The following is a 13,785-nucleotide window of genomic DNA, read 5'->3' as shown; positions in this document are numbered from 1 at the left end:
GCGCGCTCGCACGTTGGTCCGGGCGGAAGATCCGTCCGGGACCGCACCGGCCCGGACGGACGATCCGTCCAGGCGTCACGCACCGTCCGTACCAGGAGGCACCCAGCGATGTCGGTCCCGCAGCTCAGCGACGAGCACCGCGGCGAGGAGATCCTCGCCGTCTTCGACACCGCCTTCGGCGAGCTGCTCGCCGCGGACCCGGCCGCGTTCCGCGTGAAATTCCGCAAGATGGCCGCGTCGGCCTTCGCCTTCTACCGGGGCACCGCCTCGCTCTTCTACCGCGACCTGGACGCCGCGGACAGCGAGGGCGGCGAGCGCGGCCCCTACCTGGACGAGCGGACCTCCCGCGTGTGGATCCACGGCGACCTGCACGCGGAGAACTTCGGCACGTACATGGACTCCACCGGCCGGCTGATCTTCAACGTCAACGACTTCGACGAGGCGTACGTCGGCCCCTTCACCTGGGACCTCAAGCGCTTCGCCGCCTCGATCGCGCTGATCGGCTACGCCAAGGCGCTCGGCGACGAGCAGATCACCGAGCTGGTCACGGTGTACGCGGGCGCGTACCGCGAGCGCGTCCGCGCCCTGGCGACCGGCGCCAAGAGCGACGAGGTGCCCCCGTTCACCCTGGACACCGCGCAGGGGCCGCTCCTGGACGCGCTGCGCGACGCCCGCTCGCTGACCCGGTTCGGGCTGCTGGACTCGATGACGGAGATCCGGGACTTCGAGCGCCGCTTCGCCCCGGGCGGCGGCAGCGTCGAGCTGGACGCGGCCACCCGCTACAAGGTGCTGGCCGCCTTCGACGGCTACCTGGAGACGCTCCCGGAGTCGTCGCTGACCCGCCCGGACTCCTACCGCGTCAAGGACGTCGTCGGCCGCCGGGGCATCGGCATCGGCTCGGCGGGCCTGCCGTCGTACAACATCCTCCTGGAGGGCAACAGCGACGCCCTGGAGAACGACGTGGTGATCTACATCAAGCAGGCCCAGACCCCGGCCGTCTCCCGGCACATCACCGACCCGGCGGTCCGCGGCTACTTCCAGCACGAGGGGCACCGCACGGTGATCTCCCAGCGCGCCCTCCAGGCGCACGCCGACCCGTGGCTGGGCTGGACCGAGCTGGACGGCGCCGGGCAGCTCGTCGCGGAGATCTCGCCGTACGCGGTCGACCTGGACTGGGGCGACATCGACGACCCCGAGGAGATCTCCGAGGTCGTCGCGGACCTCGGCCGGGCCACGGCCGCGATGCACGCGGCGGCGGACGACCAGTCCGGGGAGTCCCTGGTGCCGTTCTCCACCGAGCGGGCCATCGACGCGGCGATCGCCGCCGACGAGGACGGCTTCGCGCCGCTCCTGGTGGACTTCGCCCACGCGTACGGCGCACGCGCGCGTGCCGACCACCAGATCTTCGTCGACCTGTTCCGCAACGGCCGCATCCCGGGTCTTTAGTCCCTCATCCGGTCCCGGGCCCGGAATCACAGCCACCCTTTAGGGTTCCTTTACCGGGGCCCGTGACAGACTCTCCTATCGCTATGGACATATCCGGAACCCCGCTCAGAGCCGTACGCGCGGCGCTGTTCACGACGCTCGTCGTGACCCTCGGCACCGCGTCGCACGTGCTGCTGTCCGGGGTCCCGCTCCCGCTGCCCACCGTGGCGCTGGTGGCGGCCGGTGTGTTCCTCGTCGCGTACGCCCTCGCGGGCCGCGAGCGCTCCTACGGGCGGATCGCGGCGCTGCTGATCCCGCTGGAGCTGGCCGCCGACACGGTCCTCACCACCGGCCAGCACGTCTGTTACGGCCCGGCGGGCGGCCCGGTCGCGGGCCCGCTGCGCTCGGTCGGCTTCGACGTGCTGTGCGGCGACGGCACCGGCGTCCACGCCAGTGTCACCAACCCGCTGACCCAGGTGACCGGGGCCGGCACCGACCGGCTCGCGGCCCTGCTCGCGAACGCGGCCCCCGGTGCGTCCTGGCTGCTGCTGGCCGCGCACGTCGGCGTCGGTCTCGTCGCCGCCGCCTGGCTGCGGTACGGCGAGAGCGCGCTGGCCCAGCTGGTGCGGGCGGCCGCCGCGACCACGTTCCGCCCGCTGCTGCTCGCCGTCGCGGCGGTCGCCGTCCGGCCGGCCCCGGTGACGCGGCGCCCGGCGCTCCCGGCCCGCCGCACCGCCACCGCCCGCGACCGCGTCCTCGCCCACTCCCTGGGACGGCGCGGACCGCCCCGCTCGGCCGTTCTCGTCTGAGAACCGCCCCGAGCACCGGCAGTCCCCACCCCTCTTCCGCACACCCGTGTGTGCGCGTCCCCCGGAGATGAACAGACATGAGCAAGCGAAACACCCAGCAGGCGAAGAACGCGGCCCGTGAGCGGCTGCGCGTCGAGCGCGAGCGCCAGGCCAAGCGCGACAAGGCCAAGCGCCAGATCATCGTCGCCTGTTCCATAGTCGGCGTCCTCGCGATAGCCGGCGGCATCAGCTACGCCGTCGTCCAGTCCAACAAGCCCACCCACTGGGAGACGGTGTCCAAGGAGAGCAAGGTCGTCGCCCCGGCCAACACCTCCGGCAAGGACGGCACCGTCGTCACCATCGGTGAGGACAGCGCCAAGAAGACCCTCAAGGTCTACGAGGACCCGCGCTGCCCCGTCTGCGCCGCGTTCGAGCAGGCGGCCGGCTCGACCCTGGAGAAGGACGTCGAGGACGGCAAGTACAAGGTCCAGTACGTCGGCGGCACGTTCCTCGACGGCGACACCGAGAAGGACGGCAAGTTCGAGGTCGGCTCGCACGGCGAGGGCTCCAAGAACGCGATGAGCGCCATGGGCGCCGCGCTGAACGTCAGCCCCGAGGCGTTCCTGAAGTACAAGTCGGCCCTGTACTCGGCGAAGTGGCACCCCGAGGAGAGCGACGACAAGTTCAAGAGCGACGACTACCTGATCGAGGTCGCCGACACGATCCCGGCGCTGAAGGACAACGCCAAGTTCCAGAACGCCGTGAAGAAGGGCACCTACGACGCCTGGGCGCTGGCCATGTCCAACACCTTCAACAAGAACGAGGACGGGGTGACCGGCACCCCGAGCTTCGTCATGGACGGCAAGCAGCTGCAGACGTCGGCCGGCAACGCGCCGATGACCGCCGAGGAGTTCACCGAGGTGGTCGGGGCCGCCCTGAAGTAGACGGCACGGGCTAGAGGGTCTCCAGGAAGCCGAGCGCCGTCCGCCAGGTGGCCTCGGCGGCCTCCTCGTCGTAGTCGTCCAGGCCGGGGTCGGTGTAGAGGTGGCCGGCCCCGGCGTAGCGGTACACCTCGACGTCGGCGCCGGCCCGGCCCATCTGGAGGTACCAGGCGCTGAGCCAGTCGTCCGTCTCGAACGGGTCGGGCTCGGCGACGTGCAGCTGGACCGGGAGGTCGTCCACCGAGGCGTTGGGGGCGATGTCCGAGGTGCCGTGCAGCAGGAGCAGGCCGCGGGCCCGGTGGTCGCCGAGGGCGAGGGTCTGCGCGATGGAGGCGCCGAGCGAGAACCCGGCGTAGACCAGGCCCCGCTCCGAGTACGGCGCGGCGGCCAGCACGGCGCGCTTCAGCAGCTCCTCGCGGCCGACGGACTCGTTGTGCTCCATCCCCGCCTCCACCGTGTCGAACGTCCGTCCCTCGAAGAGGTCCGGGGTCCACACCTGGTGACCGGCGTCACGCAGCCGGTCCGCGGCCTGTCGCACGGCGGGCCGGAGACCGAAGGTCGAGTGAAAGAGCACGATGTTCATGGGGCCATCGTGCCAGCCGGGTCTGACATGTCACACATTCAAACCAGGGGCCACATGTTCAGGCCCGCCGCTGCCGGTTACGTTCCAGGGATGGAGACCATACTCCGCCCGCTGATCGTGGTCGGCGGCTCGGTCGCTCTGACGCTGCTCATCGGCTGGGCCACCGACCTGCTGCTGCGCAAGGCTGACGAACGACATCCCGAGACACCCCTGTGGGGGCTGCTGCGCCGCGCCCGCATCCCCTACCAGCTCGTGCTCTGCGCGGCGCTGCTGAGAGGGTCCTACGTCGAGGCACGGGTCTTCCCCGCGCACCGGGCACTCATCGGCCACATCCTGTCGCTGGTGCTGATCGGCTCCGTGGCCTGGCTGGTGGTGCGGATAGCCGCCGCGATCGTCGAGACGTCGTACTCCAGTTACGCCCACGCCCGCGCCCGGCGCGACCCCGCGCGGGTGCGCCGGGTCCGCACCCAGGTGTCGCTGATCATGCGCGTGGTCACGGCGGTGGTCGGCGTGGTGGCCGTGGCGTCGATGCTGCTGACGTTCAAGGAGATGCGCACGGCCGGCGCCTCGCTGCTGGCCTCGGCCGGTGTGCTCGGCATCGTCGCGGGCATCGCCGCGCAGTCGACGCTGAGCAACATGTTCGCCGGGTTCCAGATCGCCTTCGGCGACATGGTGCGCCTCGGCGACACGGTCGTCGTGGACGGCGAGTGGGGCACGGTCGAGGAGATCACGCTGACCTTCCTGACCGTGCGCACCTGGGACGAGCGCCGGATCACCATGCCGGTGTCGTACTTCACGTCCAAACCGTTCGAGAACTGGTCGCGCGGCACCCCGCAGATGACCGGCACCGTCTTCTGGTACCTGGACCACACCGCGCCCGTCGACGCCATGCGCGAGCGGCTCCGCGACATCCTGCGCGCCTGCCCCGCCTGGGACGGCCGCGCCTGCAACCTCACCGTCACCGACACCACCCCGAACACCATGCAGGTCCGGGCGCTGGTGACGGCGAAGGACGCGGACGACATCTGGACGGTGCGGGTCGAGGTGCGCGAGCAGATGATCCGCTGGCTGGCCGAGCACCACCCGTACGCCCTGCCCCGGGTCAACACCGCCGACGCGGTCCTGCCGCCCGGCCACGACCCGCTGCGCAAGCAGCCCTTCCCCGACGGCGCGGCGCGCCGCGTACCGCACCAGCCGACCCGCGGCCAGCCGCACTAGGGTCTGCCGGCTGTGGGTCTGCCGGCCTCAGGTCCCGGTGACCCGTCCGGGCGGTCAGCGCAGGCTGCGCACGTCCAGGTGGCGCAGGACCCGGTCGACGATCTCCGGATCGGCGCCGGGCTCGCTGCGGGCCGCCAGCACCTCGTGGCGGGCGGCGCTCAGCATCTCGTTCTGGATGCGGCGGACCCGCTTGACCCGCTTCGCCCGCTGCTGCTGCGCCTCGCGCCGCTCCTCGTCCCCCATCTCCGGGCTGATCCGCACGCCGATGTCGAAGGCGCGCCGCAGCATCTGCTCGGACAGCTCCTCCGGCAGCTCCTCCACCGCCTCGATCTCGCGCAGCCGCAGCTTGGCCGCCTTGGCGGCACGCACCGCGAGGCTCCGTTCGAACTCCTTCTCGCCCTCGGTGTCCGCCCGCACCCGGAGCCGGCCGACCAGCCAGGGCAGGGTCAGTCCCTGGAGCAGCAGCGTCACCAGGATCACCCCGAACGCGATGAAGATGATCTCCTCACGGTGCGGGAAGGGCGACCCGTCGTCCGTCTCCAGCGGAATGGCGAGCGCCAGTGCCACGGAGGCCACGCCCCGCATCCCGGCCCACCACATGACGACGGTCTCCCTGAGGCTGGTCGGGATGTCCTCGTCGTGGTCCCGCCGGGCGTGGAGCCGCTTGGTCAGCCAGGTCGCCGGCAGCAGCCACACCAGCCGCACCAGGATCACCACGCCCACCACCGCCCCGGCCCAGCCGAGCAGCTCGGTCCAGTGTCCCGACGCGGTCCGTACCGCGTTGTGCAGCTCCAGGCCGATCAGGCCGAAGGCGACCCCGGTGACGAGGGTGTCCACGACGTCCCAGACGGTGTGCCCGGCGAGCCGGGTCATCACGTCGTCGGCGTCGGAGGCGTACTCGGCGAGGAACATGGCGGTGGTGAGCACGGCGAGCACCCCGGAGCCGTGCAGCTCCTCGGCGAGGACGTAGGAGGCGTACGGCACCAGCAGCGTCAGCCCGATCTGCAGGGTGGCGTCGCCCAGTACGTCCATGAGCCGGTTGGCGCCCCAGCCGAGCCCCAGGCCCACGGCCACGGCGACGACGGCGGACAGCACCAGGTCGAACCCGGCGCTCCAGGGCGAGAAGGTGCCGCCGACGGCCGCGGCGATGGCCACGTGGTAGAGCACGATGGCCGTCACGTCGTTGAAGAGCCCCTCGCCCTCCAGGATGGACACCAGGCGGCGGGGCAGTCCGAGCTGTCCGGCGACCGCGGTGGCGGCGACCGGGTCGGGCGGCGCGACCAGCGCCCCGAGGGCGAAGGCGGCGGCGAGCCCGAGCCCCGGCACGATCGCGTGGGCCACGGTCGCCACGCAGGTCATCGTGACGAAGACCAGCGCCACCGCCAGCAGCAGGATCGGCCGGATGTTGGCCGCGAACTGGCGCCAGGAGGTCCGCCGTACGGCGGCGTAGAGCAGCGGCGGCAGCAGCGCGGGCAGGATGAGGTCCGGCGGGATGTCGACGTTCGGTACGAAGTCGAGCAGGGCCAGCGCGATGCCGAACACCGTCATCAGCACCGGCGCGGGAAGCCCGAACCGGTCCCCCAGCGGGACGCTCAGCAGGGCCCCGAGCAGCAGCACGAACAGCAGGGCCAACTGATCCACGGTCAGGCTCCGGTGGGGTCTCGGCGATCACGGGACAGGCGTCAAGCCTGCCACCTCACCTGCCCCACCAGCCCAAACGGACGCTTGAGTCACAGAACGCGTCGCATCGCGCGGTGCGGTATGTCCGCGTCGGAGAACTCCGGTCCGTACGCCTCGTAGCCCAGCCGCTCGTAGAAACCCAGGGCCTGGGTCTGCGCGTGCAGGTCCACCGCGGTGAGCCCGCGTCCACGGGCCGCGTCCTCGATGGCCCGCACCAGGGCCGCGCCGACGCCGAGCCCGCGCGCCGCGCGGTTCACCGCGAGCCGGCCCAGTGAGCCGACCGCCGGGTCGCCGCCGGTCTTCCCGGCCGCCGCCGTGCCGGTCAGCAGCCGTCCGGTGCCGAGCGGCACGCCGTCCGCGCGGACCGCGAGGACGTGCACCGCGCCGGCGTCGTAGGCGTCGTACTCGATGTCCTCGGGGACGCCCTGCTCGGCGACGAAGACCTCCTTGCGCACCGCGAAGCACGCCTCGCGGTCGGAGGGGTCCTCGGCGACGCGGACGTCGTAGCCGGCGGTGCTCATGCGTAGGTCTCCTCCCGTACGCGGTCCAGGGCCTGCTGGAGGTCGTCGGGGTAGTCGCTGGCGAACTCCGCCCAGTCGCCGGTGCCGGGGTGCTCGAAGCCGAGCCGTACGGCGTGCAGCCACTGGCGGGTCAGGCCCAGCCGCTTGGCGAGCGTCGGGTCGGCGCCGTAGGTCAGGTCGCCGACGCAGGGGTGGCGGTGGGCCGCCATGTGGACGCGGATCTGGTGGGTGCGGCCGGTCTCCAGCTTCACGTCGAGCAGGGAGGCCGCGCGGAACGCCTCGATCAGGTCGTAGTGGGTCACGGAGGGCTTGCCCTCCGCCGTCACCGCCCACTTGTAGTCGTGCTGCGGGTGGCGGCCGATGGGGGCGTCGATGGTGCCGCTGGTCGGGTCGGGGTGGCCCTGCACCAGCGTGTGGTAGCGCTTGTCGACCGTGCGCTCCTTGAACTGGCGCTTGAGCGAGGTGTAGGCGCGCTCGGACTTGGCGACCACCATCAGCCCTGAGGTGCCGACGTCCAGGCGGTGCACGATGCCCTGGCGCTCGGCGGCGCCGGAGGTGGAGATCCGGTACCCGGCGGCGGCGAGCCCGCCGATCACGGTGGGGCCGGTCCAGCCGGGCGACGGGTGGGCGGCCACCCCGACCGGCTTGACGATGACGACCACGTCCTCGTCGTCGTGGACGATCTCCATGCCTTCGACCGGCTCGGCGACCACCTGGACGGGCGCGGGCGCCTGCGGCATCTCGACTTCGAGCCAGGCGCCGCCGTGCACCCGCTCGGACTTCCCGACCACCGAGCCGTCGACCGCGACCTTCCCCGCCGCCGCCAGCTCGGCGGCCTTGGTACGGGAGAAGCCGAACATGCGGGAGATGGCGGCGTCGACGCGCTCGCCCTCCAGGCCGTCGGGCACGGGCAGGGTGCGGATCTCGGGAAGCGTGCTCACCCCGTCGAGTATGCCGGACGGGTCGGACACTCCCGTACGCGCGCCCGGCCCCGGCCTCAGTCCTTGTGGACGGTGCCGTCCGGGTCCAGGCCCTTGAAGGACAGCAGCACGATCAGGATGCCGCCGCAGACGATGGCGGAGTCGGCGAGGTTGAAGACGGCGAAGTGCTTGGGCGCGATGAAGTCGACCACCGCGCCCTCGAAGACGCCCGGCGAGCGGAAGATCCGGTCGGTGAGGTTGCCGAGCGCCCCGCCGAGGAGCAGGCCGAGCGCGATCGCCCAGGGCAGGCTGTAGAGCTTGCGGGCGAGCCGGGCGATCACGACGATCACCGCCGCCGCGATCACCGTGAAGATCACCGTGAACGCCTCGCCGAAGCCGAAGGCGGCGCCCGCGTTGCGGATCGCCACCAGCCGCAGCCAGTCACCGAGGATCTCGATCGGCTCGTGGTGCTCCAGCTTCGCGACGACGACCGTCTTGCTGACCAGGTCGAGCACGTACGCCAGCGCGGCCACCGCGAACAGGACGGCGATCCGGCGCTTGCCACGGGCCCCCTCGGCACCGCCGGCCTCCTGCTGCCCGTCCCCCGCCGCGTCCGGGATGTCCGGCGTACCGATGATGCGCTCCGCCTCTGCCACGTGAGTTCCTCGCCCTAGGTACCTGACTGAGGACGAGGGTACGGCACACCCCCGGCCGCCCCGGCGCTCAGTAGCGGCGCTCCTGCTTCTGCTTGCACTCCACGCAGAGAGTGGCCCGCGGGAAGGCCTGCATCCGGGCCTTGCCGATGGGTTTGCCGCAGTTCTCGCAGAGGCCGTAGGTGCCCGCGTCGAGGCGCTCCAGGGCGTGCCCGGTCTGGGTGAGCATCTCGCGCGCGTTGGCGGCGAGCGCCAGTTCGTGCTCGCGCGTGATGTTCTTCGTGCCGGTGTCCGCCTCGTCGTGCCCTGCGCCGTCCCCGGAGTCCCGCATCAGTCCCTGGAGCGCCCGCTCGGAGGCGTCGATCTCCGCGCGGAGCCGGGTCTCCTCGGACTGGAGCTCCCCGCGCGCCTCCTCGACCTCCTCGGGCGTCCACGGGTCCTCCCCCGGGCGTACGGCGAGGTCTCCGGGCTCCACCGCGCCGCCCCGGGCCTTGGGTACGGCCGTCGTGGCCGCCGCGGCCGTGCCGGACGTCTTCTTCGCAACCACCGTCGTGGCTCCCGTCTGCTTTGCGGCCTTCGCCGCGCCCGCCTTCTTGGCCGTGCTCCCGGCGGCCGCGCCGCCCCCGCCGTCCGCTCCACGCCGCGCGGCGGCCTTCTTCGCCGCCGCTTTCCCGGTCGCCGCCTGCTCCGCCGCCTCGGCCGAGGTCCTCTTCGCCACCATGCCGCGGCCCCTTCACATTTTGTGATCTTGCGCGCGAATCGTGCTGGGACGATAAATCGACTTGAGCCCCGCGGCAACGGGGCGCACCGCCCGATTCCCTCACCTCGCGGACGCCGCCCGGCCGGTCTGCATCCGTTGTGCCCAGCTCTTCGCACGGTAATCCGCCGCGCGGCAGGTCCCGGCGCCCACGCGCGCGTACCGCGCCATTCGGGTCACGCGGCACCGCGCGGTTCCCGCCGCCGCGGAGGGCCGGAAAACCGGTCGGCCGCTGTCCGCGCGGCGCCGTACACTGGGCGGAGCGAGAAGCGTGGATGGGGACGAGTAGCGGCGTACGCAGCCCAGAGCGACCCGGGGACGGTGTGAGCCCGGGGGCGAGCGCGACGTGAAGATCACCCCGGAGCCGCCGGAAGAAAGCCGCAGGGCGCCGCCCGAGGCGAGTAGAGCCGGCATCGCGACCCCAATGAGGGGGCTCACCGGAGCACACGGCGCACCGGGGAGCCAAGGAGGGTGGTACCGCGGGAGCACGGCTCTCGTCCCTCCGACGGAAGGCAGCACGTCCGCCGGAGGAAACGCCTTGAACACGCCGCCGCAGTACCGCCAGGTACCCGCCCAGGTCGACCTGCCCGCGCTGGAACACGCGGTGCTCGACTTCTGGCGCGAGCAGAAGATCTTCGCCAAGAGCCTGGAGCAGTCCGCGGGCCGCCCCGAGTGGGTCTTCTACGAGGGCCCGCCCACGGCCAACGGCATGCCGGGCGCCCACCACATCGAGGCCCGCGTCTTCAAGGACGTCTTCCCGCGCTTCCGCACGATGCGCGGCTACCACGTGGCCCGCAAGGCCGGCTGGGACTGCCACGGCCTGCCCGTGGAGCTGGCGGTCGAGAAGGAGCTGGGCTTCAGCGGCAAGCCGGACATCGAGGCGTACGGCATCGCCGAGTTCAACGCCAAGTGCCGCGAGTCGGTGACCCGGCACACGGACGCCTTCGCCGAGCTGACGACCCGCATGGGCTACTGGGTCGACCTCGACGACGCCTACCGCACGATGGACCCGGAGTACGTCGAGTCCGTCTGGTGGTCCCTGAAGAAGATCTTCGACAAGGGGCTCCTGACCCAGGACCACCGCGTCGCCCCCTGGTGCCCGCGCTGCGGCACCGGCCTCTCCGACCACGAGCTGGCCCAGGGGTACGAGACGGTCGTCGACCCCTCCGTCTACGTCCGCTTCCCGCTGACCTCCGGCCCGCTGGCCGGCGAGGCCGCGCTGGTGGTCTGGACGACCACGCCCTGGACCCTGGTCTCCAACACGGCGGTCGCCGCCCACCCCGACGTCACCTATGTCGTCGCCACGGACGGCGAGGAGAAGCTCGTCGTCGCCGCGCCCCTGGTGGAGAAGGCCCTCGGCGAGGGCTGGGAGACGACCGGCGAGTCCTTCACCGGCGCCGAGATGGAGCGCTGGACCTATCAGCGCCCGTTCGAGCTGGTCGAGTTCACCGAGCCGGCGCACTACGTGGTCAACGCCGAGTACGTCACCACCGAGGACGGCACCGGTCTCGTCCACCAGTCCCCCGCCTTCGGTGAGGACGACCTCAAGGTCTGCCGCTCCTACGGCCTGCCCGTGGTCAACCCGGTCCGCCCGGACGGCACGTTCGAGGAGGACGTCCCCCTCGTCGGCGGCGTCTTCTTCAAGAAGGCCGACGAGAAGCTCACCGCCGACCTCGACGAGCGCGGCCTGCTCTTCAAGCACATCCCGTACGAGCACAGCTACCCGCACTGCTGGCGCTGCCACACGGCGCTGCTGTACTACGCGCAGCCGTCCTGGTACATCCGCACCACGGCCGTCAAGAACCGTCTCCTCCAGGAGAACGAGAAGACCAACTGGTTCCCGGACTCCGTCAAGCACGGCCGCTACGGCGACTGGCTGGACAACAACATCGACTGGGCGCTCTCCCGCAACCGCTACTGGGGCACGCCGCTGCCGATCTGGCGCTGCGAGGAGGACCACCTCACGGTCGTCGGCTCCCGCGCGGAGCTGACCGAGCTGTCCGGCAGCGACCAGTCCGGCCTTGACCCGCACCGCCCCTACATCGACGAGGTCACCTTCGCCTGCCGCCACGACGGCTGCGGGAGGACGGCCACGCGCGTGCCGGAGGTCATCGACGCCTGGTACGACTCGGGTTCGATGCCGTTCGCGCAGTGGGGCTACCCGTACAAGAACAAGGAACTGTTCGAGTCCCGCTACCCGGCGCAGTTCATCAGCGAGGCCATCGACCAGACCCGCGGCTGGTTCTACACACTGATGGCGGTCGGCACGCTGGTCTTCGACGAGTCGTCCTACGAGAACGTCGTCTGCCTCGGTCACATCCTCGCCGAGGACGGCCGGAAGATGTCCAAGCACCTGGGCAACATCCTCCAGCCGATCCCGCTGATGGACCAGCACGGCGCGGACGCGGTGCGCTGGTTCATGGCGGCCGGCGGCTCCCCGTGGGCGGCCCGCCGCGTCGGCCACGGCACCATCCAGGAGGTCGTCCGCAAGACCCTCCTGACGTACTGGAACACGGTCGCCTTCCAGGCGCTGTACGCCCGTACGTCCGGCTGGGCGCCGAGCGAGGCGGACCCGGCCCCGGCCGGCCGCACGGTCCTGGACCGCTGGCTCCTCTCCGAGCTGCACGCGCTCACCGACCAGGTCACCCAGGCCCTGGAGGGCTACGACACCCAGCGCGCCGGCAAGCTGCTCTCCGCGTTCGTCGACGACCTGTCCAACTGGTACGTGCGCCGCTCGCGCCGCCGCTTCTGGCAGGGCGACAAGGCGGCCCTGCGGACGCTGCACGAGGTCGTCGAGACGGTCACGAAGCTGATGGCCCCGCTGACGCCGTTCATCACCGAGCGGGTCTGGCAGGACATGATCGTGCCGGTGACGCCGGGCGCCCCGGAGTCCGTGCACCTGTCCACGTGGCCCGAGGCCGACCTGTCGGCGATCGACCCGGAGCTGTCGAGGCAGATGGTGCTGGTGCGCCGCCTGGTGGAGCTGGGCCGCGCCACGCGTGCGGAGTCCGGCGTCAAGACACGCCAGCCGCTGCGCCGCGCCCTGATCGCGGCGACGGGCTTCGAAGCCCTCTCCGCCGAGCTGCGCGCGCAGATCACGGAGGAGCTGAACGTCGAGTCCCTCGCCTCGCTCGGCGAAGTCGGCGGTTCCCTGGTCGACACCACGGCCAAGGCCAACTTCCGCGCGCTGGGCAAGCGGTTCGGCAAGCGCGTCCAGGACGTCGCCAAGGCGGTCGCGAACGCGGACGCCGCGGCGCTCTCCCTCGCCCTGCGCGAGGGCACGGCGTCGGTGGAGGTCGACGGCGAGACGGTCGCCCTCGCTCCGGACGAGGTGATCATCACGGAGACGCCGCGCGAGGGCTGGTCGGTCGCCTCCGACTCCGGCGCCACGGTCGCCCTCGACCTGGAGATCACGGAGGAGCTGCGCCGCGCGGGCCTCGCCCGGGACGCGATCCGCCTGATCCAGGAGGCCCGCAAGAACAGCGGCCTCGACGTCGCCGACCGGATCGCCCTGCGCTGGACGGCCGCGGACCCGGCGGTCGTCGCCGCCCTGACCGACCACGCCGGCCTGATCGCCGACGAGGTCCTGGCGACGGACTTCGCCGAGGGCGAGGCGGACGACACGTACGGGGAGCCGTTCGCGGACGCCCCCCTGACCCTGACGTTCCGCCTCCGCAAGGCGTAACCCCGACCGCGCGAAGGCCCGGCCCCCGAACGGGGGCCGGGCCTTCGACGTGGGCCGCGGGCAGCTCGCTCCGCGCAGAAAAGGCGGACCCCGGGTTCCCAGAACCCGGGGTCCGCCTGAACGCTGCCGACTACGACGCCGTACTACCGTTCATCAACCACTCAGTTGTCGTCCTCGTCGATCAGGAAGCCCCGCATCGGCGAGGGCGCCTGTCCCATCGGCGACGGACCCTGCGGCCGCACCGGCGCCATCGGCTGGGTCATCGCCGGCGACATCTGCTGCTGCGAACCGTAGGACGGGCCGGAGGCGCCGCCCGGACCACCGCCCATGGACTGGTTGCCGCCGTAGGACGGGGCGCTCGCGCCGGCCGGAGCCATCGAGGGCGCCGGGGACGGCGGCAGGGAGGCCGCGGCGGGCGTCCGCGGCGGAGCCAGCGAGTCGTCCGCCTGGGTCTCCAGCTGACGCAGCTGCGACTCCAGGTAGGACTTCAGCCGCGTGCGGTACTCGCGCTCGAAGCCGCGCAGGTCCTCGACCTTGCGCTCCAGCGTGGCGCGGGCGGACTCCAGGGAGCCCATCGCGACGCGGTGCTTCTCCTGCGCGTCCCGCTCCAGGGC

The 13,785-nt window shown here is 71.9% G+C and carries 11 protein-coding genes and 1 pseudogene; 5 read left to right on the top strand and 7 right to left on the bottom strand.

Annotated elements, in window-relative coordinates; translation table 11 throughout:
* The first annotated feature begins 108 nt into the window (after window positions 1-108).
* The 3 genes from UW392_RS19060 (at window position 109) to UW392_RS19050 (ending at window position 3,157) form a co-directional block, all read left to right on the top strand.
* Window positions 109-1,446: a DUF2252 domain-containing protein gene (locus UW392_RS19060; RefSeq protein ID WP_320776233.1), complete on the top strand. Its 1,338-nt coding sequence runs from the start codon at window positions 109-111 to the stop codon at window positions 1,444-1,446.
* A gap of 83 nt (window positions 1,447-1,529) precedes the next feature.
* Window positions 1,530-2,234, top strand: a complete 705-nt coding sequence (locus UW392_RS19055; RefSeq protein ID WP_320776232.1) for a hypothetical protein — start codon at window positions 1,530-1,532, stop codon at window positions 2,232-2,234.
* 77 nt (window positions 2,235-2,311) lie between these two features.
* Window positions 2,312-3,157 carry a thioredoxin domain-containing protein gene (locus UW392_RS19050; RefSeq protein WP_320776231.1) on the top strand — a complete coding sequence of 282 codons (846 nt, stop codon included), beginning with the start codon at window positions 2,312-2,314 and terminating at the stop codon, window positions 3,155-3,157.
* A 10-nt stretch (window positions 3,158-3,167) separates the two neighbouring features.
* Here the strand turns inward: UW392_RS19050 and UW392_RS19045 are convergent, their stop codons facing one another.
* Complete coding sequence (locus UW392_RS19045) at window positions 3,168-3,737, bottom strand: dienelactone hydrolase family protein (protein WP_320776230.1); 570 nt, start codon at window positions 3,735-3,737, stop codon at window positions 3,168-3,170.
* 90 nt (window positions 3,738-3,827) lie between these two features.
* Here UW392_RS19045 and UW392_RS19040 point away from each other — a divergent pair, with 90 nt between their 5' ends.
* Window positions 3,828-4,955 carry a mechanosensitive ion channel family protein gene (locus tag UW392_RS19040; RefSeq protein WP_320776229.1) on the top strand — a complete coding sequence of 376 codons (1,128 nt, stop codon included), beginning with the start codon at window positions 3,828-3,830 and terminating at the stop codon, window positions 4,953-4,955.
* 54 nt (window positions 4,956-5,009) lie between these two features.
* On the opposite strand, the gene UW392_RS19035 is transcribed toward UW392_RS19040, so the two are convergent.
* From UW392_RS19035 to UW392_RS19015, 5 genes are all read right to left on the bottom strand, one after another.
* Window positions 5,010-6,596, bottom strand: coding sequence for a Na+/H+ antiporter (locus tag UW392_RS19035; RefSeq protein ID WP_320776228.1), 1,587 nt, complete (start codon window positions 6,594-6,596; stop codon window positions 5,010-5,012).
* A gap of 89 nt (window positions 6,597-6,685) precedes the next feature.
* Complete coding sequence (locus tag UW392_RS19030) at window positions 6,686-7,156, bottom strand: GNAT family N-acetyltransferase (RefSeq protein WP_320776227.1); 471 nt, start codon at window positions 7,154-7,156, stop codon at window positions 6,686-6,688.
* A complete protein-coding gene (locus UW392_RS19025; RefSeq protein WP_320776226.1) occupies window positions 7,153-8,097 on the bottom strand; it encodes an RluA family pseudouridine synthase in 945 nt (314 codons plus the stop codon). The genes UW392_RS19030 and UW392_RS19025 overlap by 4 nt, the downstream gene beginning before the upstream one ends.
* Window positions 8,098-8,153: 56 nt before the next feature.
* Entirely contained in the window at window positions 8,154-8,732 is a 579-nt protein-coding gene (lspA, locus tag UW392_RS19020) for a signal peptidase II (RefSeq protein WP_320776225.1), read from the bottom strand.
* 67 nt (window positions 8,733-8,799) lie between these two features.
* Window positions 8,800-9,450 carry a TraR/DksA family transcriptional regulator gene (locus tag UW392_RS19015; protein ID WP_320776224.1) on the bottom strand — a complete coding sequence of 217 codons (651 nt, stop codon included), beginning with the start codon at window positions 9,448-9,450 and terminating at the stop codon, window positions 8,800-8,802.
* Between the two features lie 574 nt (window positions 9,451-10,024).
* Here UW392_RS19015 and ileS point away from each other — a divergent pair.
* Window positions 10,025-13,171 carry an isoleucine--tRNA ligase gene (gene ileS, locus UW392_RS19010; protein WP_320776223.1) on the top strand — a complete coding sequence of 1,049 codons (3,147 nt, stop codon included), beginning with the start codon at window positions 10,025-10,027 and terminating at the stop codon, window positions 13,169-13,171.
* Window positions 13,172-13,332: 161 nt separating this feature from the next.
* On the opposite strand, the pseudogene divIVA reads toward ileS, so the two are convergent.
* Window positions 13,333-13,785, bottom strand: a pseudogene (gene divIVA / locus UW392_RS19005) (apical growth/hyphal branching protein DivIVA); the annotation flags it as partial.

The sequence above is a fragment of the Streptomyces sp. CRN 30 genome, assembly GCF_034105845.1.
This window is presented reverse-complemented; position numbering and strand designations above follow the sequence as displayed.

Coding starts and splice junctions, on each gene's coding strand:
- UW392_RS19060 (WP_320776233.1), top strand. CDS start 109: ATGTCGGTCCCGCAGCTCAGCGACGAGCACCGCGGCGAGGAGATCCTC.
- UW392_RS19055 (WP_320776232.1), top strand. CDS start 1,530: ATGGACATATCCGGAACCCCGCTCAGAGCCGTACGCGCGGCGCTGTTC.
- UW392_RS19050 (WP_320776231.1), top strand. CDS start 2,312: ATGAGCAAGCGAAACACCCAGCAGGCGAAGAACGCGGCCCGTGAGCGG.
- UW392_RS19045 (WP_320776230.1), bottom strand. CDS start 3,737: ATGAACATCGTGCTCTTTCACTCGACCTTCGGTCTCCGGCCCGCCGTG.
- UW392_RS19040 (WP_320776229.1), top strand. CDS start 3,828: ATGGAGACCATACTCCGCCCGCTGATCGTGGTCGGCGGCTCGGTCGCT.
- UW392_RS19030 (WP_320776227.1), bottom strand. CDS start 7,156: ATGAGCACCGCCGGCTACGACGTCCGCGTCGCCGAGGACCCCTCCGAC.
- UW392_RS19015 (WP_320776224.1), bottom strand. CDS start 9,450: ATGGTGGCGAAGAGGACCTCGGCCGAGGCGGCGGAGCAGGCGGCGACC.